General features: G+C 39.4%; 27 protein-coding genes. 26 read left to right on the top strand and 1 reads right to left on the bottom strand.

The genetic code is table 11. The annotated features are described in order from the left end of the window. From ACVC7R_RS02380 to ACVC7R_RS02300, 17 genes are all read left to right on the top strand, one after another. On the top strand, positions 1 to 384 hold the full coding sequence (locus ACVC7R_RS02380; protein ID WP_447263371.1) for a DUF948 domain-containing protein: 384 nt from the start codon (positions 1 to 3) through the stop codon (positions 382 to 384). A 14-nt stretch (positions 385 to 398) separates the two neighbouring features. Beyond that, positions 399 to 794 carry a YtxH domain-containing protein gene (locus tag ACVC7R_RS02375; RefSeq protein WP_447263370.1) on the top strand — a complete coding sequence of 132 codons (396 nt, stop codon included), beginning with the start codon at positions 399 to 401 and terminating at the stop codon, positions 792 to 794. An 85-nt stretch (positions 795 to 879) separates the two neighbouring features. Continuing rightward, on the top strand, positions 880 to 2,010 hold the full coding sequence (gene hemW, locus ACVC7R_RS02370) for a radical SAM family heme chaperone HemW (protein ID WP_447263369.1): 1,131 nt from the start codon (positions 880 to 882) through the stop codon (positions 2,008 to 2,010). A 4-nt stretch (positions 2,011 to 2,014) separates the two neighbouring features. Then, a complete protein-coding gene (locus ACVC7R_RS02365; RefSeq protein WP_447263368.1) occupies positions 2,015 to 2,752 on the top strand; it encodes an acyl-ACP thioesterase domain-containing protein in 738 nt (245 codons plus the stop codon). Between the two features lie 10 nt (positions 2,753 to 2,762). Further along, the gene (locus ACVC7R_RS02360; protein ID WP_447263367.1) at positions 2,763 to 3,536 is read left to right on the top strand and encodes a TIGR01457 family HAD-type hydrolase; all 774 of its coding nucleotides are present in this window, start codon (positions 2,763 to 2,765) and stop codon (positions 3,534 to 3,536) included. Beyond that, on the top strand, positions 3,526 to 4,158 hold the full coding sequence (locus tag ACVC7R_RS02355; protein ID WP_447263366.1) for a TIGR01906 family membrane protein: 633 nt from the start codon (positions 3,526 to 3,528) through the stop codon (positions 4,156 to 4,158). Before ACVC7R_RS02360 ends, ACVC7R_RS02355 begins: the two co-directional genes overlap by 11 nt. 138 nt (positions 4,159 to 4,296) lie before the next feature. Then, on the top strand, positions 4,297 to 4,698 hold the full coding sequence (locus tag ACVC7R_RS02350; protein ID WP_447263365.1) for a Spx/MgsR family RNA polymerase-binding regulatory protein: 402 nt from the start codon (positions 4,297 to 4,299) through the stop codon (positions 4,696 to 4,698). Then, positions 4,699 to 4,977 (top strand): UPF0223 family protein, encoded by a 279-nt coding sequence (locus ACVC7R_RS02345; protein ID WP_447263364.1) that lies wholly within the window; start codon positions 4,699 to 4,701, stop codon positions 4,975 to 4,977. It abuts the gene before it with no gap. Continuing rightward, the gene (locus ACVC7R_RS02340; protein ID WP_447263363.1) at positions 4,967 to 5,734 is read left to right on the top strand and encodes an inositol monophosphatase family protein; all 768 of its coding nucleotides are present in this window, start codon (positions 4,967 to 4,969) and stop codon (positions 5,732 to 5,734) included. Before ACVC7R_RS02345 ends, ACVC7R_RS02340 begins: the two co-directional genes overlap by 11 nt. 6 nt (positions 5,735 to 5,740) lie before the next feature. Next, on the top strand, positions 5,741 to 7,054 hold the full coding sequence (locus ACVC7R_RS02335; protein WP_447263362.1) for an RsmF rRNA methyltransferase first C-terminal domain-containing protein: 1,314 nt from the start codon (positions 5,741 to 5,743) through the stop codon (positions 7,052 to 7,054). A gap of 109 nt (positions 7,055 to 7,163) precedes the next feature. After that, a complete protein-coding gene (locus ACVC7R_RS02330) occupies positions 7,164 to 8,042 on the top strand; it encodes a phosphate ABC transporter substrate-binding protein PstS family protein (RefSeq protein WP_447263361.1) in 879 nt (292 codons plus the stop codon). Beyond that, positions 8,042 to 8,959, top strand: a complete 918-nt coding sequence (gene pstC, locus ACVC7R_RS02325; RefSeq protein ID WP_251937100.1) for a phosphate ABC transporter permease subunit PstC — start codon at positions 8,042 to 8,044, stop codon at positions 8,957 to 8,959. Before ACVC7R_RS02330 ends, pstC begins: the two co-directional genes overlap by 1 nt. Beyond that, on the top strand, positions 8,949 to 9,833 hold the full coding sequence (gene pstA, locus ACVC7R_RS02320; protein WP_447263360.1) for a phosphate ABC transporter permease PstA: 885 nt from the start codon (positions 8,949 to 8,951) through the stop codon (positions 9,831 to 9,833). Before pstC ends, pstA begins: the two co-directional genes overlap by 11 nt. 10 nt (positions 9,834 to 9,843) lie before the next feature. Further along, on the top strand, positions 9,844 to 10,647 hold the full coding sequence (pstB, locus tag ACVC7R_RS02315) for a phosphate ABC transporter ATP-binding protein PstB (protein WP_049495489.1): 804 nt from the start codon (positions 9,844 to 9,846) through the stop codon (positions 10,645 to 10,647). A 12-nt stretch (positions 10,648 to 10,659) separates the two neighbouring features. After that, positions 10,660 to 11,418: a phosphate ABC transporter ATP-binding protein PstB gene (gene pstB, locus ACVC7R_RS02310; protein WP_447263359.1), complete on the top strand. Its 759-nt coding sequence runs from the start codon at positions 10,660 to 10,662 to the stop codon at positions 11,416 to 11,418. Between the two features lie 11 nt (positions 11,419 to 11,429). Continuing rightward, entirely contained in the window at positions 11,430 to 12,083 is a 654-nt protein-coding gene (gene phoU / locus ACVC7R_RS02305; RefSeq protein WP_447263358.1) for a phosphate signaling complex protein PhoU, read from the top strand. Positions 12,084 to 12,240: 157 nt separating this feature from the next. Continuing rightward, positions 12,241 to 13,056: an ABC transporter substrate-binding protein gene (locus ACVC7R_RS02300; RefSeq protein WP_447263357.1), complete on the top strand. Its 816-nt coding sequence runs from the start codon at positions 12,241 to 12,243 to the stop codon at positions 13,054 to 13,056. Positions 13,057 to 13,279: 223 nt separating this feature from the next. On the opposite strand, the gene ACVC7R_RS02295 is transcribed toward ACVC7R_RS02300, so the two are convergent. Continuing rightward, positions 13,280 to 14,608: an aminotransferase-like domain-containing protein gene (locus ACVC7R_RS02295; RefSeq protein ID WP_447263356.1), complete on the bottom strand. Its 1,329-nt coding sequence runs from the start codon at positions 14,606 to 14,608 to the stop codon at positions 13,280 to 13,282. A gap of 284 nt (positions 14,609 to 14,892) precedes the next feature. Between ACVC7R_RS02295 and budA the strand changes: the two genes are divergently transcribed. The 9 genes from budA (at position 14,893) to ACVC7R_RS02250 (ending at position 22,372) form a co-directional block, all read left to right on the top strand. Then, positions 14,893 to 15,621 carry an acetolactate decarboxylase gene (budA, locus tag ACVC7R_RS02290; protein WP_447263355.1) on the top strand — a complete coding sequence of 243 codons (729 nt, stop codon included), beginning with the start codon at positions 14,893 to 14,895 and terminating at the stop codon, positions 15,619 to 15,621. A gap of 12 nt (positions 15,622 to 15,633) precedes the next feature. Beyond that, complete coding sequence (locus tag ACVC7R_RS02285; protein ID WP_447263354.1) at positions 15,634 to 16,383, top strand: YhfC family intramembrane metalloprotease; 750 nt, start codon at positions 15,634 to 15,636, stop codon at positions 16,381 to 16,383. 118 nt (positions 16,384 to 16,501) lie between these two features. After that, complete coding sequence (gene murB / locus ACVC7R_RS02280; RefSeq protein WP_447263353.1) at positions 16,502 to 17,407, top strand: UDP-N-acetylmuramate dehydrogenase; 906 nt, start codon at positions 16,502 to 16,504, stop codon at positions 17,405 to 17,407. Positions 17,408 to 17,542: 135 nt separating this feature from the next. Beyond that, positions 17,543 to 18,700 (top strand): ABC transporter ATP-binding protein, encoded by a 1,158-nt coding sequence (locus tag ACVC7R_RS02275; protein WP_447263352.1) that lies wholly within the window; start codon positions 17,543 to 17,545, stop codon positions 18,698 to 18,700. After that, positions 18,681 to 19,487 carry an ABC transporter permease gene (locus ACVC7R_RS02270; protein WP_142557681.1) on the top strand — a complete coding sequence of 269 codons (807 nt, stop codon included), beginning with the start codon at positions 18,681 to 18,683 and terminating at the stop codon, positions 19,485 to 19,487. Before ACVC7R_RS02275 ends, ACVC7R_RS02270 begins: the two co-directional genes overlap by 20 nt. Then, positions 19,484 to 20,257 carry an ABC transporter permease gene (locus ACVC7R_RS02265; protein WP_447263351.1) on the top strand — a complete coding sequence of 258 codons (774 nt, stop codon included), beginning with the start codon at positions 19,484 to 19,486 and terminating at the stop codon, positions 20,255 to 20,257. Before ACVC7R_RS02270 ends, ACVC7R_RS02265 begins: the two co-directional genes overlap by 4 nt. Beyond that, complete coding sequence (locus ACVC7R_RS02260; RefSeq protein WP_441348346.1) at positions 20,254 to 21,324, top strand: extracellular solute-binding protein; 1,071 nt, start codon at positions 20,254 to 20,256, stop codon at positions 21,322 to 21,324. Before ACVC7R_RS02265 ends, ACVC7R_RS02260 begins: the two co-directional genes overlap by 4 nt. A gap of 141 nt (positions 21,325 to 21,465) precedes the next feature. Continuing rightward, on the top strand, positions 21,466 to 21,717 hold the full coding sequence (locus ACVC7R_RS02255; protein ID WP_447263350.1) for a hypothetical protein: 252 nt from the start codon (positions 21,466 to 21,468) through the stop codon (positions 21,715 to 21,717). 289 nt (positions 21,718 to 22,006) lie between these two features. After that, positions 22,007 to 22,372 carry a DUF3021 family protein gene (locus ACVC7R_RS02250; protein WP_142557675.1) on the top strand — a complete coding sequence of 122 codons (366 nt, stop codon included), beginning with the start codon at positions 22,007 to 22,009 and terminating at the stop codon, positions 22,370 to 22,372. Positions 22,373 to 22,504: the final 132 nt, after the last annotated feature.

Below are 22,504 nucleotides of genomic sequence, written 5' to 3'. Positions count from 1 at the left end.
ATGTTAGAAGTTGCTTATATTCTTGTGGCTATCGCCTTGATTGTATTTATCGTTTATTTGATTATTACACTTCAAAAAGTTGGACGTGTAATCGATGAAACTGAAAACACTGTTAAAACCTTAACTTCAGATGTAAATGTTACTCTACATCACACAAACGAACTTCTTGCCAAGGTCAATGTTCTTGCTGATGATATCAATGTCAAAGTTGCAACCATTGATCCACTCTTTACTGCTGTTGCAGACCTTTCTGTTTCTGTTTCTGATTTAAATGAGCAGGCACGTGTGTTGGGTAAAAAAGCATCATCTGCAGGTTCAAAAACGTTAAAGACTAGTGCAGGTTTGTCTGCCATTCGTGTTGCGAGTAAATTTTTTAAAAAATAAAAAGGAGATAACTCATGGGTAAATTATCATCAATCCTTTTAGGGACTGTTTCAGGTGTGGCTGTTGCCTTGTTTCTAACAAGTGAAAAAGGGAAGCGAGTTACTAGTCAAGCACAAGACTTTATTGAAGATCTGAAAGAAGATCCTGAATATGCAAAAGAACAAGCTCTTGAAAAATTGACAGACGTCAAAGAGCAAACCAAAGAATTTGTTCTAAAGACAAAAGAACAAGTAGAATCAGGTGAAATTACCTTTGATTCAGTTCTTGAAAAATCTAAATCTTTAGCTCAACAAGCGACTGAAGCTTCAAAAGAGACCTTGAACAATCTCAAGGAGCAATTGGAAGAAAAAGTAGTTGTTGAAGACCAAGAAGACGGTCAAGAAATCGTTATCGAAATTGAAGAAGATTAAAATAGAAATCACTATTCTTGATTTTCAAAGAATCAGGAATGGTGATTTTTTTCTTGAGATAAGTCTTTGTGGTATAATAAATACTATGCAGAAGAAACCAACATCAGCTTATGTGCACATTCCCTTTTGTACACAAATCTGTTATTATTGTGACTTTTCAAAGGTCTTTATAAAAAATCAACCGGTAGATAGCTATCTAGAGCATTTACTGCAAGAGTTTAATTCTTACGATATTCAAAAGTTGCGTACTCTCTATATTGGAGGAGGGACACCGACAGCCTTATCAGCTTTACAATTAGAGACTTTGCTAGATGGTTTGACTAGAAATTTGGATTTGTCTGTTTTAGAAGAATTGACCATCGAAGCCAATCCTGGTGATTTAGATGAGGACAAGATTGCAGTTTTAAAGAATTCAGCTGTCAATCGTGTTTCACTAGGTGTTCAAACATTTGATGATAAAATGCTGAAAAAAATTGGTCGAAGCCACTTGGAAAAAGATATCTATGAAAATATAGATCGTCTCAAGTTAGCAGGGTTTGATAATATTTCCATTGATTTGATTTACGCTCTTCCTGGTCAAACTATGGAACAAGTCAAGGATAATGTTGCCAAGGCCATTGCTTTGGACATTCCCCATATGAGTCTCTATAGCTTGATTTTGGAAAATCATACGGTCTTTATGAATCGCATGAGACGTGGGAAATTACCGCTTCCTAAAGAAGAAGTAGAAGCTGAAATGTTCGAATATATCATTGCTGCATTAGAGCGTGCTGGTTTTGAGCATTACGAAATTTCAAATTTTTCAAAACCAGGTTTTGAAAGTCGTCATAACCTCATGTATTGGGATAATGCCGAGTATTATGGTATCGGTGCTGGTGCTTCTGGTTATGTCAATGGTGTTCGCTATAAAAATCATGGGCCTATCCGCCATTATTTGAAGGCAGTAGAAGAGGGAAATGCCCGAATTACAGAGGAACATTTAACTTTGCGAGAGCAGATGGAAGAAGAGATGTTTCTTGGCCTTCGTAAGAAGTCTGGTGTTTCCATGACACGATTTGAAGAAAAATTTGCTAGGTCTTTTGAAGATGTATATGGTCAAGTCGTAAGAGATTTGTGCCATCAGGGGCTTTTACAAGTAGAAGGTCAACAAATACGAATGACAAAGAAAGGTCTCTTTCTAGGAGATACAGTAGCAGAAAGATTTATATTGGAGTAGAATTATGGGCTTAACTTATCAAATGAAGATGAAAATTCCTTTTGATATGGCTGACATGAATGGTCATATCAAGCTACCAGATGTGATCTTGTTATCTTTGCAGGTATCAGGAATGCAGTCAATTGAATTGGGAGTAAGTGACAAGGATGTTTTAGAACAGTATAATCTAGTCTGGATTATCACGGACTATGATATTGATGTAGTCCGTTTGCCTCGTTTTGCTGAGGAGATTACAATCGAAACAGAAGCCTTGACTTATAACCGTCTTTTTTGCTACCGCCGTTTTACTATTTATGATGAAGCTGGTCAAGAAATTATTCACATGGTAGCTACCTTTGTCCTTATGGATCGTGAGAGTCGGAAGGTCCACCCTGTAGAACCAGAAATTGTCGCTCCTTATCAATCTGAGTTTTCTAAGAAACTCCTTCGTGGACCAAAATACGCTGAGCTGGAAGAAGCGATAAGAAAAGACTACCATGTTCGTTTTTACGACTTGGATATGAATGGCCATGTCAATAACAGCAAATACCTAGATTGGGTCTTTGAGGTCATGGGGGCAGATTTCCTAACCAATCATATCCCTAAAAAAATCAACCTCAAGTATGTCAAGGAAGTTCGACCAGGTGGTATGATTACTTCTAGTTACGAATTGAATGGGCTAGAAAGTAATCACCAAGTCACAAGTGATGGCGACATCAATGCTCAGGCAAAGATAATTTGGCAAGAAATTAACACAGATTAGAAAGTAATATATGACTTATAAAGGCTATTTAATTGATTTAGACGGTACAATTTATAAAGGAAAAGATAGAATCCCAGCGGGAGAAGCTTTTGTACATGAGTTGCAGAAAAGGGAAATTCCTTATCTTTTTGTAACAAACAACACTACTCGTACACCTGAAAGTGTTCAAGAAATGTTGGCAAATCAGTTTAATATTGACACGCCTGTATCGACAATCTATACTGCAACCTTAGCGACTATTGATTACATGAATGATTTAGGTCTTGAAAAGACTGTTTATGTAATTGGAGAAGCAGGGCTCAAGGAAGCGATCAAAGCAGCTGGTTATGTTGAAGATAAAGAAAATCCAGCCTATGTGGTTGTAGGTTTGGACTGGCAAGTTGACTATGAAAAATTTGCTACTGCAACCTTAGCTATTCATAAGGGTGCTCATTTTATTGGTACCAATCCTGATTTGAACATTCCAACCGAGCGCGGTCTTTTACCTGGTGCAGGTTCAATCATTACTTTGTTAGAAGTAGCAACAAGAGTCAAGCCTGTTTATATTGGGAAGCCAAATGCTATCATCATGGATAAGGCTGTTGAACATTTAGGACTTAAGCGTCAAGAAATTGTCATGGTCGGGGATAATTATCTGACTGATATTCGAGCTGGTATTGACAATGGGATTCCAAGCCTTTTGGTGACGACAGGATTTACAAAACCTGAAGAAGTGCCAAATCTACCAATCGCCCCAACCCATGTGCTTTCAAGTCTTGCGGAGTGGAATTTCGATGAAAACTAAGTTTACTTTTGTAGGAAGTCTGTTCTTTCTTCTTTCTCTTGCCATTTTGTTGACAATTTACCTGGCTTGGTTGGTTTACCCTCTGGAAATTTCTTGGCTAAATCTGACCAGTCGTGTTCCTTTCCAAACTCAGACTATCCAGCATAACTTCAATGTTTTGATGGATTATTTAACCAATCCATTGAGTCGAGTATTGGAAATGCCGGATTTTCCTTCGTCTGCCTCAGGGCTCCATCATTTTGTGGTTGTGAAGGGACTCTTCCATCTGACTCAAGGAGTAGCCATAGTTACTCTACCGATTTTTTATCTTTTTTGGAAGCAAGTCATTCAGAAAGGTTTTCTGTCTCTTTATCGCAGAGGTCTTTTGATTATGCTTTCTCTACCTTTGGTTCTTGGTTTAGTTGGTGTTTTCATTGGATTTGAACAGTTCTTTACTTTATTCCATCAGATACTTTTTGTAGGTGATGATAGCTGGCTGTTTGATCCTGCAAAAGATCCAGTTATTCTCATCCTACCAGAGAATTATTTCTTGCATGCCTTTCTCCTATTTTTCTGCTTGTATGAACTGCTTTTTGGCTTCATGTATCTCCTTAGTTGGAAAGAATTACCGAAAAAAGAATAAATGCATAAAATTGTTTTAAAAAATTGTAGGAAAAACCTATTTTTCTTTAAAAAGTAGGTTTTTTTATGGAAATAACTAGTCAAGCGCTTTATTTTTTTGTATAATAGAGTTAGAAAAGTATGCAAAGAAGAGAATAGCATGATTACACTATTTTTATCACCGAGTTGTACATCATGTCGTAAGGCAAAGGCCTGGCTTGATAATCATAAGGTGCCTTTCCAAGAGCACAACATTATGACCAGTCCTTTAACAAGAAAAGAATTACAACACATTCTTTCCTTGACCGAAAACGGTACCGATGACATTATTTCAACTCGTTCAAAAATTTTCCAAAAGTTAAATATCGATGTGGAAAGTATCTCGGTGACAGAGTTGCTTAATTTAATTGAGCAATATCCTAGTCTTTTGCGTCGTCCAATCATCATTGATGATAAACGTATGCAGATTGGCTTTAATGAAGATGAGATTCGTGCATTTCTTCCTCGTAGCTACCGTAAGCAAGAATTGAAAGAAGCTACCTTGAGAGCTGGTATTAATTAGATGAATAAACAGTATAGTTACCCACTAGATTTGTCGTGGAGCACTGAAGAACTTGCTTCAGTGCTTTCTTTTTTTAATGATGTTGAAGCTGCCTATGAGACACAGGTAGATGCTAAGAAACTATTAGATTCCTACAAGGTATTCAAGTCAGTCGTTCCAAGTAAGAGCGAAGAAAAGCGTTTGGGACGTGAATTTGAATCAGTTAGCGGATATTCTTTCTACCGTGCAGTCCAATTGGCTAAAGAAAAAGGAGAAGGGAAGATTGCACTTGGAAAATAAATTTACATTTGCCAAAGAAATTGTCAAGGAAGCAGGGCAATACATTCTCGAGAATATGAAGGAAGAACTCGAAGTTGAGAGAAAATCTTCGCCTACAGATTTGGTAACGAAGTTAGATAGAGAAGTTCAAGCCTTACTTATTGAGAAAATACGTTCTCGTTATCCGAATGATCTATTCTGTGCGGAAGAAGGCTGTCTGCGTGCAGCAGTAGGGAAAGGTTCTGTGTGGATTATTGATCCCATTGATGGAACGAACAACTTCGTAGCTCAAGGTGAAGACTTTGCTGTGATGCTGGCCTATTTTGAGGATGGGGTTGGTAAGTTTGCTATTATCTATGATGTTGTGAAGGGTGATTGCTACCATGGTGGAGGAGATTTCCCACCCTGTCGCAATGATGAACTTTTACCTCCATTTAAAAAGAAACCCTTGAGAGAATTTTTGGTGGCTGGTAATTCTGGAATGTTAGCGACTAACGAATGGGGCTTGGCTGACTTGGGAAATGCGGCCCTTGGTACACGAGTTTATGGCAGTGCCGCTATTAGTTTTGCAAAGGTTCTTTCCGGTCGACTTTTAACGTATATCACTTATTTACAACCTTGGGATTATGCAGCTGCAAGTATTTTAGGTGAAAGTTTGGGTTATAAGGTTCTTACAATTGCTGGTGAGAAAGTCGATTTCGAAACACGTCAAGCCGTTATGATGGTGCCAGTCGAGATGATAGATGAGATTCAATCCTATATCTATGAAAGGAAATAAAGGTAAATGCAATTTCCAGATGGATTTGTAAAAAAATACGAAAGAATCTTGGGAGATGAGGCAAGAGCTTTTCTTGCCTCTTTTGATGAAGAGCCTGTTTCTGCTTTTCGTATCAACCCTTTAAAAGAAAGCCAACTTTCTTTTTCGGATGCTATTCCAAATACACCTTGGGGCTACTATGGCAAGATTTCTGGGAAATCAGCAGAACATGTAACAGGCTTGGTTTATTCTCAAGAACCAGCTGCACAAATGGTCGCACAAGTAGCCCAGCCAAAACCAGGCATGAAGGTTTTAGATCTAGCAGCAGCACCAGGTGGGAAATCCACCCAGCTGGCAGCTTATCTAGCTGGTGAGGGTATTTTAGTTTCCAACGAAATTTCAAACAAACGAGCGAAAGTCTTGGTTGAAAATATGGAACGCTTTGGTGCGACGAATGTCGTTGTAACCAACGAATCTGCAGACCGTTTAGCAAAGGTCTTTAAGGGCTATTTTGACCTGATCGTTTTAGATGCGCCATGCTCAGGAGAAGGGATGTTTCGTAAGCAGCCAGATGCTATGGATTATTGGAGTGAGGATTATCCTAGTCAATGCGCTAGTCTACAACGTGAGATTTTAGAAGATGCTGTTACCATGTTGGCTGATGAAGGTCGACTTGTATATTCTACTTGTACTTGGGCCCCAGAAGAAAATGAGGAAATCATTCACTGGCTTTTAGATAGCTATGATTTTGAATTGATTCCAATCGAACACATCAATGGTATGGTTCCAGGTATCGATTTGCCTGAAACAGCTCGGATGTATCCACATCACTTTAAGGGTGAAGGTCAGTTTGTTGCCCATCTTCAGTTTAAGGGACAAAACAAGCCTGGGAAGTTCAAGCCTTCTAAGACGAATCTCAGTCGTGAACAGTTGAGTTTGTGGCAGGATTTTGAGAAGAAGCATTTAAAAGAAAAACTGCTGGGAGTCCTACAAGTTTTTGGGGACCAACTTTATCTCTTACCAGAAGTCCTACCAGACATTGGTAAACTTAAGATAGCTCGTAATGGTCTTCATCTTGGGACTTTTAAGAAAAAACGCTTTGAGCCAAGTTTTGCTCTAGGATTAGCTTTGAAACCGAGTCAAGTCAAGCAAACGATTGAAATTCCTCAAGAAGACTTCGTTAAATACGTAGCAGGTGAAACGGTTCAATTAAAGCAAGCTTTTAGTAATGGTTGGTACCAAGTTTTGGTTGGTGGAAATGGTCTAGGATTTGCAAAAGTAACCGGAAATACCTTGAAGAACTACTTTCCTAAAGGCTTGAGATTTCAGGTGAAAAACTAGTCAAAATCGGTATTCTATGTTATAGTGGAAGTATGGATTTATTGTGAAAATATTAGAAATTAAGGACGTAAATCCAAGCTATTCATCATTATTTTCAAGGAGACAAATAGTGAAAAAATTAAAAAAACTCACCCTCTCTCTTGCAACCCTTTTACTTGCTGGTTTGCTAGCCGGGTGTGCAAGTTGGATTGATCGCGGGGAGTCTATGACTGCCGTTGGGTCAACTGCCCTCCAACCTTTAGTCGAGGCGGCAGCAGATGAGTTTGCATCTGCCAACATTGGAAAAACAGTTAATGTCCAAGGTGGAGGCTCTGGTACAGGTCTGTCTCAAGTCCAGTCAGGAGCAGTAGACGTTGGCAACTCTGATGTTTTTGCGGAAGAGAAAGATGGTATTGATGCAACAGCCTTAGTTGACCACAAGGTAGCTGTTGCGGGGATAGCTGTTATCATCAACAAAGAAGTAGATGTTGATAATCTTACGACAGAACAACTTCGCAAAATTTTTACAGGTGAAATTACCAACTGGAAAGAAGTTGGTGGTAAGGATTTAGCAATTTCTATTATCAACCGAGCTGCTAGCTCAGGTTCTCGTGCTACCTTTGACAGTGTGATTATGAATGGTCAGTCAGCGATTCAAAGTCAGGAACAAGATTCTAACGGAATGGTTAAATCTATTGTTTCTCAAACACCTGGTGCCATTTCCTACCTAGCCTTTGCCTATGTTGATGACTCAGTAGCGACGATTAAACTTAATGGTTATGAGCCAATATCGGAGAATGTTACCACTAATAATTGGCCATTGTGGTCTTATGAACACATGTATACTCTTGGTGAGCCAAATGAATTAGTTGCAGAATTCTTAAACTTTGTCCTTTCAGATGAAGCTCAGAATGGAATCGTAAAAGGAATGGGCTATATTTCTGTCAAGGAAATGAAAGTTGAAAAAGATGCTGCAGGTACTGTGACAGCAATAGAAGGGAGACAATAATGAATCAAGAAGAATTATCTAAAAAATTGCTCTCTCCGTCAAAGAACTCTCGTCTTGAGAAATTAGGAAAAGGGTTAACTTTTGCCTGCCTTTCTTTGATTGTCATCATCGTTGCTATGATTTTGATCTTTGTAGCTCAGAAAGGCTTATCGACCTTCTTTGTCAATGGAGTCAACATTTTTGATTTTCTATTTGGACAGACTTGGAATCCTTCTGGGAAACAATTTGGTGCCCTACCAATGATTTTGGGCTCCTTTATCGTTACCATCTTATCAGCTCTGATCGCGACACCATTTGCCATTGGTGCAGCAGTCTTTATGACAGAGGTGTCTCCAAAAGGAGCTAAGATTTTGCAACCTGCTATTGAACTCTTAGTTGGGATTCCTTCAGTAGTATATGGATTTATAGGTTTGCAGGTCGTGGTACCATTTGTACGTACTGTCTTTGGTGGAACAGGTTTCGGTATTTTATCAGGAATTTTCGTTCTCTTTGTTATGATTTTGCCGACTGTAACCTTCATGACCACAGATAGCTTACGTGCGGTGCCTCGTCACTACCGTGAAGCCAGTTTAGCTATGGGTGCAACACGCTGGCAAACCATCTGGCGCGTAACCTTGAAGGCGGCCCGCTCAGGTATTTTTACGGCAGTAGTTTTCGGGATGGCGCGTGCTTTTGGTGAGGCCCTTGCGATTCAGATGGTGGTTGGTAACTCAGCAGTTATCCCAACTTCATTGACGACACCAGCAGCGACTTTGACTTCTGTATTGACCATGGGAATCGGAAATACTGTCATGGGAACTGTTGATAATAACGTTCTTTGGTCACTGGCCTTGGTATTGCTCTTGATGAGTTTGGCCTTTAACAGTGTCATTAAATTGATTACAAAAGAGAGAGGAAAGAAAAACTATGCACGCTAAGAAATTAGATAAACTTGCTACAGCTGTCCTCTACACCATCGCAGGAATCATTGTGACCATTCTAGCTTCCTTGATTCTTTATATCTTGGTTCGAGGCTTGCCACATGTTTCTTGGTCATTCTTGACAGGAAAATCATCTTCTTATAAAGCAGGTGGTGGTATTGGGATTCAGCTTTATAATTCCTTTTTCCTTTTAGTGATTACCTTATTTATCTCTGTGCCTCTATCAATGGGTGCTGGAATTTTCCTAGCAGAGTATGCTAAAAAAGGCCGTATTACAAATTTTGTCCGTACCTGTATTGAAATCTTGTCTTCTCTACCATCCGTAGTTGTGGGACTCTTTGGTTACCTCATCTTTGTAGTCCAGTTTGAGTATGGATTTTCTATTATTTCTGGTGCCTTGGCTCTAACAGTCTTCAATCTTCCACAGATGACTCGTAACGTTGAAGACAGTTTGAAACACGTTCACCATACGCAACGTGAAGCTGGTTTGGCACTTGGACTCTCTCGTTGGGAAACAGTTCTTCATGTCGTGATTCCTGAAGCTCTTCCCGGCATTGTGACTGGAATTGTGCTTGCATCAGGTCGTATCTTTGGTGAAGCTGCTGCTCTTATCTATACAGCAGGTCAATCTGCACCAGCTCTTGATTGGTCTAACTGGAATGTTCTCAGCGTAACCAGTCCAATCTCAATCTTCCGTCAAGCAGAAACCTTGGCTGTCCATATCTGGAAAGTCAACAGTGAAGGAACCATTCCTGATGGAACTCTAGTTTCAGCGGGTTCTGCAGCAGTGCTCCTCATCTTTATTTTGATCTTTAACTTTGGAGCACGAAAACTTGGAAGCTACCTACATAAGAAATTAACTGCAGCCTAAAGGAGAAGCCATGTCAAAATATAATTGGGATGAAAGGCATATCATTACTTTTCCAGAAGAAAAAGTGGCCCTCTCTACGAAGGATTTACATGTTTACTATGGTAAGAATGAATCCATCAAGGGCGTGGATATGCAATTCGAAAAAAATAAAATTACGGCCTTGATCGGACCGTCAGGTTCTGGGAAATCAACTTACCTACGCAGTCTCAATCGTATGAATGATACTATTGATATTGCAAAGGTTACTGGACAAATTCTCTATCAAGGAATTGACGTTAACCGTCCTGAAATCAATGTTTATGAAATGCGTAAACACATCGGAATGGTTTTCCAACGTCCAAATCCATTTGCTAAATCAATCTACCGCAACATCACCTTTGCACATGAACGTGCAGGAGTTAAGGACAAGAAAGTTCTTGATGAAATTGTAGAAACCTCTCTTCGTCAGGCTGCCCTCTGGGATCAGGTGAAAGATGACCTTCACAAGTCAGCCTTGACGCTTTCAGGTGGTCAACAGCAACGTCTCTGTATCGCTCGTGCTATTTCTGTAAAACCAGACATCCTCTTAATGGATGAGCCAGCATCAGCCTTGGATCCGATTGCGACAGCTCAGCTTGAGGAAACCATGCTGGAGTTGAAGAAGGACTTCACCATCATCATCGTGACCCATAGTATGCAACAGGCTGCGCGTGCGAGTGACTACACTGGATTTTTCTACTTGGGTGATTTAATTGAGTACGATAAAACGTCAAATATTTTCCAAAATGCTAAGCTACAGTCAACCAATGATTATGTAACTGGACACTTTGGTTAGAAAGGAATCAGTATGACAGAACCGATTTTGCAGGTCAAAGACCTGTCTGTTTATTACAACAAAAAGAAGGCCCTGAATAGTGTTTCCTTATCATTCCAACCCAAGGAAATTACAGCTCTTATAGGGCCATCAGGATCAGGAAAATCAACCCTGCTCAAGGCTATCAATCGTATGGGAGATTTAAATCCAGAGGTGACCACTACTGGTTCAGTGGTCTATAATGGTCACAATATTTATAGCCCTCGTACCGATACGGTTGAATTACGTAAGGAAATCGGGATGGTTTTCCAACAACCCAATCCATTCCCAATGTCTATCTACGAAAATGTTGTTTATGGTCTTCGAATTAATGGAGAGAAAGACAAGCAAGTCTTGGATGAAGCTGTTGAAAAAGCCCTAACCCGTGCTTCAATCTGGGATGAGGTCAAGGACCGTTTGCATGATTCTGCAATTGGTCTTTCAGGAGGACAGCAGCAACGTGTTTGTGTAGCCCGTGTTTTGGCAACCAGTCCAAAGATTATTCTCTTGGATGAACCAACCTCAGCCTTGGACCCTATCTCAGCTGGAAAAATTGAAGAAACCTTATATAGTCTCAAGGACAAGTACACCATGCTATTGGTTACTCGTTCCATGCAACAAGCATCTCGAATCTCTGATAAGACAGGCTTTTTCCTCAATGGAGATTTGATTGAATTTAACGATACCAAAGAAATGTTCCTCTACCCACAACATAAGGAAACAGAAGATTACATTTCAGGTAAATTTGGATAAGGAGAGAATAGATGTTACGATCTCAATTTGAAGAAGATTTAGAGAAATTGCACAACCAATTCTACGCTATGGGACAAGAGGTCCTCTCGCAAATCAATCGTACAGTACGTGCTTTTGTCACCCATGACCGTGACCTAGCTAAAGAAGTTATCGAGCAGGACGCAGAAGTCAATGAATACGAATTGAAACTGGAAAAGAAATCATTTGAAATCATTGCCCTTCAACAGCCAGTTTCACAAGACTTGCGCACAGTTCTAACAGTTCTAAAGGCTGTTTCTGACTTGGAACGTATGGGAGACCATGCTGTATCCATCGCTGAGGCAACCATTCGTATGAAGGGAGAAGAGCGCATCCCAGCTGTTGAAGAAGAAATTAAAAAGATGGGACGCGATGTGAAAGATTTCGTAGAAACAACTCTCGAACTTTACCTGAACGGATCCGTTGATAAGGCTTACGAAGTTGCAACCATGGATGAAAGAATTAACCATTACTTTGAAAATATTCGTGATCTTGCAACTGATGAAATCAGAAAGAACCCAGAAGCTATCGTCACAGGTCGTGATTACTTCCAAGTGATTTCATACTTGGAACGTATCGGAGACTATGCTAAGAATATTTGTGAATGGGTTGTTTACTTTGAAACAGGTAAGATTGTAGAATTGTAAAATTGATTAAATATACACAAAAAGGAGCTAAATGATGAATAAAAGCTCCTTTTTCGATACAAAAATTGAAAAAAACAAATAAATATAAAGTTTTCTATTGACAAATACGGTTCTCCGAGTTATAATTATACAAAATCAACAGAGAGGTTGTTTATTTATGAAATTTAAAAAATGGATATTTGTCTTATGTAGTTTTCTTGCAAGTTTCTTTTTAGTTGCTTGTCAATCGTCTAACTCAGGCTCACAGTCTGCAGTAGAGGCTATCAAACAAAAAGGGAAATTAGTGGTCGCAACCAGTCCTGACTATGCACCATTTGAGTTTCAAGCACTTGTAGATGGGAAAAATCAAGTTGTAGGTGCTGATATTGACATGGCACAAGCAATCGCTGATGAACTTGGAGTGAAATTAGAAGTTTCAAGCATGAGTTTCGATAATGTCTTGACCAGTCTTCAAACAGGAAAAGCTGATTTAGCCATTGCGGGAATCAGTGCAACCGAAGAAAGAAAAGAAGTTTTTGATTTTTCAATTCCTTACTATGAAAACAAAATTAGCTTTCTTATTAGAAAGTCTGATCTTGAAAAATACAAGGATTTGGATTCTCTAGCGAGCGCAAATATCGCAGCTCAAAAAGGAACTGTTCCAGAATCAATGGTTAAAGAGCAACTTCCAAAAGCACAGTTGACTTCATTGACCAACATGGGAGAAGCAGTTAATGAGCTTCAATCAGGTAAAGTTGATGCTGTTCATATGGACGAGCCAGTAGCCCTAAGTTATGCAACTAAAAACTCTGATTTGGCTGTTGCGACAGTCAGCTTGACTATGAAAGAAGGCGAAGAGAATGCAGTAGCTATCAAGAAAGGAAATTCTGACTTGAAGGAAGTGGTTGATAAGGTCATCCAAAAACTCAAAGATGACGGAACTTATCAAACTTATCTTGAAAAGGCTGCTAAGCTAACAGAAGTTGAACAATAAAAAATAACAGAGGCTGGGACAAAAGTCCTAGCCTCTCAATTGTCTTTGGATTATCGAGCAAGACGCAGTGGTTGAGTGGGCTTTACTACGCTGATTTCATCAGCTTTTACAGCCTTATACTCTTCAAAAATCTCTTCAAACCACGTCAGCGTCGCCTTACCGTACTCAAGTACAGCTTGCTGCTAGCTTCCTAGTTTGCTCTTTGATTTTCATTGAGTATTACTCAACTGTGCGGAGGTGGGACGACGAAATCGAATTCTAACGAATGACCGATTTCTGTCCCACTCTCTGTTTTTAAGTAGCTTAATGTTTCTTCTAGATTTTCAAAAGGAATTTTCGCAAAGTGATAGGGACAAGTTTCTATGTAGGATGATGCAAAAAAGTCGAGTTTTAAAGGACTGTGTTTGAGGCCAGCAATTTTAGGATAGTTCCTAAGGTCGAGCAAGACTCCATCATGAAGTGGATAGCTTGGTAGGGAAAGGGGATAAGATTTTAAAAGTTTCTGAATCTGATCCTGACTTTTCTCTTGTAGTGTCAATCTTGCTAGTCTATTTTTCTCAAAGAGTTGACTATCAATATAGAGTGATAAAGCCTTCTGCATAATGAGGTTATTATCATAGTCCAGAATGTTTTTATAGGCGACAAAAGCTTCTTTAATAACATTTGGAAGGATGAGAGCAGTGATTCGAAGTGCAGGGAATATACTTGTTGAAAAAGACTTAATGTAGATAACCAAATCATCTTGGTCCAAATAGTGAAAGGTTTGTCCCATTTTAGGATCTAGATCCCCCAGATAATCATCTTCAACAATATAAATTTGATATTTTGCCGCTAAATCAAGGATAGCACGTTTCTCATCTTCAGAATAAGAATGTCCCAGAGGATAGTGGAAACGTGGAATGGTGTAGAAAAATTTAATGTTACCACTTCTAAAGTGTTCTTCAAGTTCTTTCAGATCAATGCCATCCACCCGACGTTCAATGGTTTGATAGGGAAGATTTTGAGCCAGCAGAAGCTGATTCATTCTATGATAGGTTGGTTGTTCGACCAGTATTTCTTGAGCCTTACCTGGAAAATCAATCTGAGAAAGAATAAAAAGTGCTTGCTGGGTTCCAGTTGTCAGGACTAATTGGTCGGGTTTACTATAGATAGCTTGCTCAAAAAGGAGTTTCTGAACAGACTTTCGTAATTCTTCTAAGCCCTCTTGGTGTTCATAATAGTTGTAGAGATAGTTTTCTCGACCAATCAAGCTTTCGTTTACACAAAGGCGAAAGTCATCATAGGCAGCAGCATGTTCGTCATTGACCGAGATAACGAGGTCTTCGTGGCTAGCTTGTTGTTCTAGAACATAATAGCCACTTTGAGGTTTGGAGTATATGTATTTCTCGTATCGGAGTTCCAAAAGTGCACGTTGCACCGTATCTTTACTGCAGTGGAAGTCTTGACTGAGTTTACGGATAGAAGGTAGACGACTTCCTGTTTGAAGTTTTCCTGATTCTATCTCTGCTTTTAGATAGTGAACAACCTGTTCGTACTTGCTTTCTTGCTTCATTCCAGACCTCTCTTGATTTTGTTACATTGTACCCTTTTTTTAAACGTTTGGCAATGTTATACTCTTTGAAAATCTCTTCAAACCACGTCAGTTTCACCTTGCCGTATATATGTTACTGACTTCGTCAGTTCTATCCACAACCTCAAAACAGTGTTTTGAGCAACCTGCGACTAGCTTCCTAGTTTGCTCTTTGATTTTCATTGAGTATTAAAAGGCTTTTCAACGTTCAATTCTAAGAAGAAATGTGATATACTTAGTAAGTAAAATTTTCAAAGAAGAGTGAGATGATAAAGGTGCAAGAACCAGTTAAATTATTTCAATACAATACCTTGGGAGCTTTGATGGCAGGACTATACGGTGGGACCATGACCGTTGGTGAGTTGCTTGAACATGGGGATTTAGGACTAGGAACCTTGGATTCTATTGATGGAGAATTGATTGTCTTAGATGGTAAAGCCTATCAAGCTAAAGGTTCAGGGGAGAAGCCTGAAATTGTAGAAGTTTCACCAGACGCACTGATTCCTTATGCGGCAGTTGTCCCCCACCAGGCAGAAGTTATTTTCCGTCAGCGTTTTGAAATGACTGATAAGGAACTAGAAAAACGAATTGAATCCTACTATGATGGGGAAAATCTTTTCCGTTCGATTAAAATTCATGGTGATTATAAACACATGCATGTTCGCATGATTCCCAAATCAACATCCGAAACAAAGTTCGCTGAGGTCGCGACTCATCAGCCTGAATATAGAGCTGAAAATGTGACAGGGACTATCGTTGGTTTCTGGACACCAGAGATTTTTCATGGGGTTAGTGTTGCCGGTTATCATTTACACTTTATCTCAGATGACCTAACCTTTGGTGGCCACGTCATGGACTTTGTCATCAAGGAAGGAATCATAGAGGTTGGAGCGGTTGATCAACTGGATCAACGTTTTCCTGTCCAGGATCGTCAGTACCTCTTTGCAAAGTTTAACGTTGAAGAGATGAAAAAAGATATCAATCAGGCAGAATAAAAGGAGACAAGTATGAAAATTCATGTCATAATCACAATGATCGCTTTAGTTGTATTTCTCATAGCAGCCATTTGGTATGCAAAAAAGAAGTACAAGATTAATCTTTCAGTTTTAGGCCTTGGGGCAGTCGCATTCTTTGTTTCCTCTCAAGTCTTAGAGAAGATTGTTCACCTTATCGTTCTTCATCCACAAAAAGATGGTACCATTTCGCTTATGCAGGAGCATCCTTTTCTATATGTCCTTTATGGAATCGCAATGGCAGCTTTCTTTGAAGAAACAGCGCGCCTTGTCTTCTTTAAATGGTTAGAGAAGAAGAGAGCATTGGAAGATGCGGATGCCCTCGCCTATGGACTTGGTCATGGTGGCTTGGAATTGCTCTACCTTGGAATGGGAAGCTTGATTAGTCTATTAGTCCTCTTTTCATTATTAGAGTCTTCAAATCCAGATTTGGCAAATATCCTTCCCCAAAATACTCTTGAAACAGTTCAATCTCTATCTGGGTGGCAGGTATATTTACTAGGTGTTGAACGTGTGCTTGCTCTAATTATGCAAATCTGTCTCACTTTCTGGGTTTATCAAGCAGTTCGTCAAAAGAATTGGATTTATCTAGCAACGGCTTATGCTTTACATGCCTTCTTTGATTTGGCTCCGAGTCTATCACAGGTTGGTTGGATTTCAAATCCGCTTCTAGTCGAAGGGTTGTTAGCAGTGGAAGTTGTCCTATTTATCTACTTTACAAAAACGATCTTATATAAAAAATAATCATGCAAAAGAGGTCTAACCTCTTTTTTATTTGTATGGATAAAAAAGCTCAGCAAATCATCGAAAAATGCTCCTAAAAATGGTATAATAGAATGTATTTTATAAAAGGATAAGAAAGATGACTGTATTAGAAAAATTAAAAGAAAACTTAGATGGAATTGATATTCGATTCGATGAGCCATTGAAAACTTATACCTATACCAAAGTCGGAGGGAAGGCAGATTACTTAGCTTTTCCTCGCAATCGTTATGAGATGGCCCATGTGGTTAAGTTTGCCAATCAAGAAAATATCCCATGGATGGTTCTCGGAAATGCCAGTAATATTATCGTCCGAGAAGGCGGAGTCCGTGGATTTGTCATTATGTGTGACAAGCTCAACAATGTTTCAGTTGATGGTTATACCATTGAAGCAGAAGCAGGAGTTAACTTGATCGAAACAACTCGCATTGCTCTTCGCCATAGTTTGACTGGTTTTGAGTTTGCCTGCGGCATTCCAGGAAGTGTCGGTGGCGCTGTTTTTATGAACGCTGGTGCCTACGGTGGTGAGATTGCACATATCATTCAATCCTGTCAGATCTTAACAAAGGAAGGCGAAATCGAGACTTTATCAGTCAAAGATTTAGCCTTTGGTTACCGTCATTCAGCTATTCAAGATTCTGGAGCAGTTGTCTTATCAGCTAAGTTCGCACTTTCTCCTGGGAATTATGAAACAATCAAACAAGAAATGGATCGCTTGACCCACCTTCGGGAACTCAAACAACCTTTGGAATATCCATCATGTGGTTCAGTCTTTAAACGTCCAGTCGGGCATTTTGCAGGACAATTGATTTCAGAAGCTGGTTTGAAGGGCTACCGTATCGGTGGTGTCGAAGTCTCAGAAAAACATGCAGGCTTTATGATTAATGTAGCTGATGGAACTGCTAGAGATTATGAAGACTTAATTGAGTCTGTCATTGAAAAAGTTAGAGAACATTCTGGTGTTACCCTTGAGAGAGAAGTTCGTATCTTGGGTGAACACGAATAACATTATTATTAAACATTATACAAAGATTGGGATTTTATCGCTAGATATTGTTTGGGTCAATTCATTACAGTTATTGCTAGCATTTAACAAGGTCCCAATTTGTTAATTTATAAAAGAAGAAGGAATTTAGAGGAATTGAAAAAACCAATTATCGAATTCAGAAACGTTTCTAAAGTTTTTGAAGATAGTGACACTACGGTTCTCAAGGATATTAACTTTGAGTTGGAAGAAGGAAAATTTTATACACTGCTAGGAGCATCTGGTTCAGGGAAATCAACCATTCTTAATATCATAGCAGGTTTGCTGGATGCAACGACGGGTGATATTTTACTGGATGGCGTGCGAATCAATGATATCCCTACCAATAAGCGCGATGTTCACACGGTCTTCCAATCTTATGCCTTATTCCCGCACATGAATGTCTTTGAGAATGTTGCTTTTCCATTGCGATTGCGAAAGGTTGATAAAAAAGAAATCGAAAAACGTGTCTTAGAAGTTCTCAAGATGGTACAGCTTGAAGGATATGAAAAGCGTTCAATCCGTAGGCTATCTGGAGGGCAACGCCAGCGTGTGGCTATTGCGCGTGCCATCATCAACCAACCTCGAGTGGTACTCTTGGATGAGCCCTTGTCAGCACTGGACTTGAAGTTGCGGACAGACATGCAGTACGAACTACGAGAACTGCAACAACGCTTGGGCATCACTTTTGTCTTTGTTACTCACGATCAGGAAGAAGCTCTGGCCATGAGTGACTGGATTTTTGTCATGAATGACGGTGAGATTGTTCAGTCTGGAACACCAGTTGATATCTATGATGAACCTATCAACCACTTTGTTGCAACCTTCATCGGTGAATCAAATATCTTGCCAGGAACCATGATTGAGGACTACTTGGTCGAGTTCAATGGTAAACGATTTGAAGCGGTCGACGGTGGGATGAAGCCAAATGAACCGGTCGAAGTCGTCATTCGTCCAGAGGACTTGCGCATTACTCTTCCTGAAGAAGGGAAGCTTCAAGTTAAGGTCGACACGCAGCTTTTTCGTGGCGTGCACTATGAGATTATCGCCTATGATGAACTCGGCAATGAATGGATGATTCACTCGACTCGTAAGGCCATCGTGGGTGAGGAAATCGGCCTGGACTTTGAACCAGAAGATATCCACATCATGCGTCTCAATGAAACAGAAGAAGAGTTCGATGCTCGTATCGAAGAATACGTAGAAATCGAAGAGCAAGAAGCAGGGCTGATTAACGCTATCGAGGAGGAAAGAGATGAAGAAAACAACCTCTAAACTCTTTGTAGTGCCCTACATGCTTTGGATTGCACTCTTTGTATTGGCACCCTTGGTCTTGATTTTTGGACAATCCTTTTTCAACATCGAAGGTCAGTTCAGTTTAGAAAACTATAAATCCTATTTTGCGTCACAAAACTTGACCTACCTTAAAATGAGCTTTAACTCGGTTCTTTATGCAGGGATTGTGACTCTAGTGACACTCTTGATTAGCTATCCAACAGCCCTCTTTTTGACACGTCTCAAACACCGTCAACTCTGGCTCATGCTAATTATCTTGCCAACCTGGATCAATCTTCTCCTTAAGGCCTATGCTTTTATCGGGATTTTTGGTCAAAATGGCTCTATTAATCAATTTCTAGAATTTATCGGAATCGGTTCGCAGCAGTTACTCTTTACCGACTTCTCATTTATCTTTGTCGCAAGCTATATCGAGCTTCCATTTATGATTTTGCCCATCTTCAATGTTTTAGATGATATGGATCACAATCTCATCAATGCTAGCTATGACCTCGGTGCAACTAAGTGGGAAACCTTCCGCCATGTCATCTTCCCCCTTTCTATGAATGGAGTGCGAAGCGGAGTCCAATCTGTCTTTATTCCGAGTTTGAGTCTTTTTATGCTGACCCGTTTGATTGGTGGGAACCGAGTGATTACCTTGGGGACTGCCATCGAGCAGAACTTCTTGACCAATGACAACTATGGTATGGGGTCAACTATCGGTGTGGTTCTTATCCTAACCATGTTCATCACCATGTGGGTGACTAAGGAAAGGAGAGAACGATGAAAAAATTATCAAATCTTTACCTAGCCTTTGTCTTTATCGTCCTCTATTTGCCAATCTTTTACTTGATTGCTTATGCCTTCAATGCTGGGGATGATATGAATAGCTTTACAGGCTTTAGTTTGACTCACTTCGAGACTATGTTTGGTGATGGAAGGCTCATGCTGATTTTGGTGCAGACCTTTTTACTAGCCTTTCTATCAGCCTTGATTGCGACTGTTATTGGGACTTTCGGTGCCATTTACATTTACCAATCACGCAAAAAATACCAAGAAGCCTTTCTATCACTTAATAATATTTTGATGGTTGCGCCAGACGTTATGATTGGTGCCAGCTTCTTGATTCTCTTTACCCAACTCAAGTTCTCTCTTGGCTTTCTGACTGTTCTATCCAGTCACGTGGCCTTCTCAATTCCAATCGTAGTGCTCATGGTCTTGCCTCGATTGAAAGAGATGAATGGAGATATGATCCATGCAGCCTATGACCTTGGAGCTAGTCAGTTCCAAATGTTCAAGGAAATTATGCTTCCTTACTTAACGCCGTCTATTATTGCAGGCTACTTTATGGCTTTCACCTATTCCCTAGATGACTTTGCTGTGACCTTCTTTGTAACGGGGAATGGATTTTCAACCCTCTCAGTCGAGATTTACTCTCGGGCTCGTAAAGGGATTTCGCTTGAAATCAATGCTCTTTCAGCCTTGGTCTTTCTCTTTAGTATTATCCTGGTTGTAGGGTATTACTTCATTTCACGTGAGAAGGAGGAGCAAGCATGAAACGACTCTATTCATTTTTAGCAGGAATTTTAGCGATTATCCTTGTCTTGTGGGGAATTTCCTATCATCTTGACAGTAAAATCAATAGTCGCGATAGTCAAAAACTGGTTATCTACAACTGGGGAGACTATATTGCTCCTGAACTTCTGGAGAAATTTACAGAAGAAACGGGAATCCAAGTCCAGTACGAAACCTTTGACTCTAACGAAGCTATGTACACCAAAATCAAGCAGGGTGGAACAACCTATGATATTGCTATCCCGAGTGAGTACATGATCAACAAGATGAAGGATGAAGACCTCTTGGTTCCATTAGATTATAGTAAGATTGAGGGAATTGAGAATATTGGTCCAGAATTTCTCAACCAGTCTTTTGATCCAAATAACCAGTACTCTATCCCATATTTCTGGGGGACCTTGGGAATTGTCTACAACGAAACTATGGTAGAAGAAGCACCTGAACATTGGGACGACCTCTGGAAGCCAGAATACAAGGATTCGATCATGCTCTTTGATGGAGCGCGTGAAGTGCTTGGTTTAGGTCTTAATTCACTAGGCTATAGCCTTAACTCAAAAGATCCTCAACAACTATCACAAACGGTTGATAAACTGTATGAGCTGACTCCTAACATCAAGGCAATTGTAGCCGATGAGATGAAAGGATACATGATTCAGAACAATGCTGCCATCGGTGTGACCTTCTCAGGGGAAGCCAGCCAGATGTTGGAAAAGAATCCAAACCTCAAATACGTTGTACCGACAGAAGCAAGTAACCTCTGGTTTGACAATATGGTTATTCCTAAAACGGTCAAGAACCAGGATGCAGCCTATGCCTTCATCAACTTCATGTTGAAGCCTGAAAATGCTTTGAAGAATGCTGAGTACGTTGGCTACTCAACACCAAACAATGCTGCTAAGGAAATGCTCCCAGAGGAGACAAAAGAAGACAAGTCATTCTATCCAGATGCAGATACCATGAAACACCTAGAAGTTTATGAGAAGTTTGACCATAAATGGACAGGAATCTACAGCGACCTCTTCCTACAATTTAAGATGTATCGGAAGTAGGACTATATAAAAGAAAACGAATCAGTCAAACTGGTTCGTTTTTTGAATAGTTGTATAGCTGTATATTTTTACTATCCTATTTGCTTATTTTATAGCCTAGTAGTATACTAAGTTTATACGAATAGAAAGCGGTAATAAATCATGAAATTGTCTACTTTTTTCAAAAAAAGTTTCTGGCCAACCTTTTTGATTGTTCAACAAACAATTATACTATTGCATTTAAAGGATGGCTTGGATCGACAGTACGTAACAACTGAGTCTATATATTGGGTGATAGGCACCTTTATATTTGAAAATATTTTCGTAGCTATCTTTAGCAATTCGAAAAGTTGGAATAAAAGTTGGGATAAAAAGAGTGATAGCAGTAAGGAAAAATATATTCTGAAAAAGTAATCAGAGATCTAGGGAATAGTTTGTTCAAATGGAGATAATTGTTTGTTCACTTTAGATGAAAACTCTTACAAAATATGGTATACTATTATTAGTTTCCAATAGGTTTTATCATGATTTTATATTATTTACTTATATAAGATGCGGGATATAGAATCCTATTCACCTCGAAAGGGGACGGAAACATTATACCTTCTTTCGCTATTTTATTTTTTTTTATTTAAATTATTATTTGCCTCGAGAGGGGACGATAGAGTTAAAGGCATTTTAATTTATGATTGAGGTAATAGCTATGATTAAAAAAGCTATTTTTAGAGGAATGATTCCTTTTGTCATTATGACCAGTTTGGCAATTTTTATGAGACTTCAAGGAACTGATATTTTTCAGGTTAAAAGTACATTTTTGGTTGGCATTATTGCTACCTCGATAGCATCAGCCTCGGTAATTTATGAAATTGAAAAATGGTCGCTATTTAAACAATCTATTATACATTTTATCATTATGCTTTTTACTGTTCTTCCCTGTCTTCTATTTAGTGGATGGTATAAGTTGGTCTCAATTTTGGATTATCTCATTGTTTTAGGTCAATTCTTATTGGTTGGATGTTTCTTGTGGTCTATCGCCTATATAATATTTGGGAAACTTCTAAAGAAATGAGTTGGCCATCAACCTTGACGAACCTTTCCAAAAACGGTATAATAAGAAAGTTGAGAATTGATTTTCTCCCCATCTTAGTTCAGAGAATTGGCGGTGCTGCGAGCCATCTAAGATAGAAAATCATGCTACTCG

The organism is Streptococcus sp. Z554, from assembly GCF_053010305.1.
This window is presented reverse-complemented; position numbering and strand designations above follow the sequence as displayed.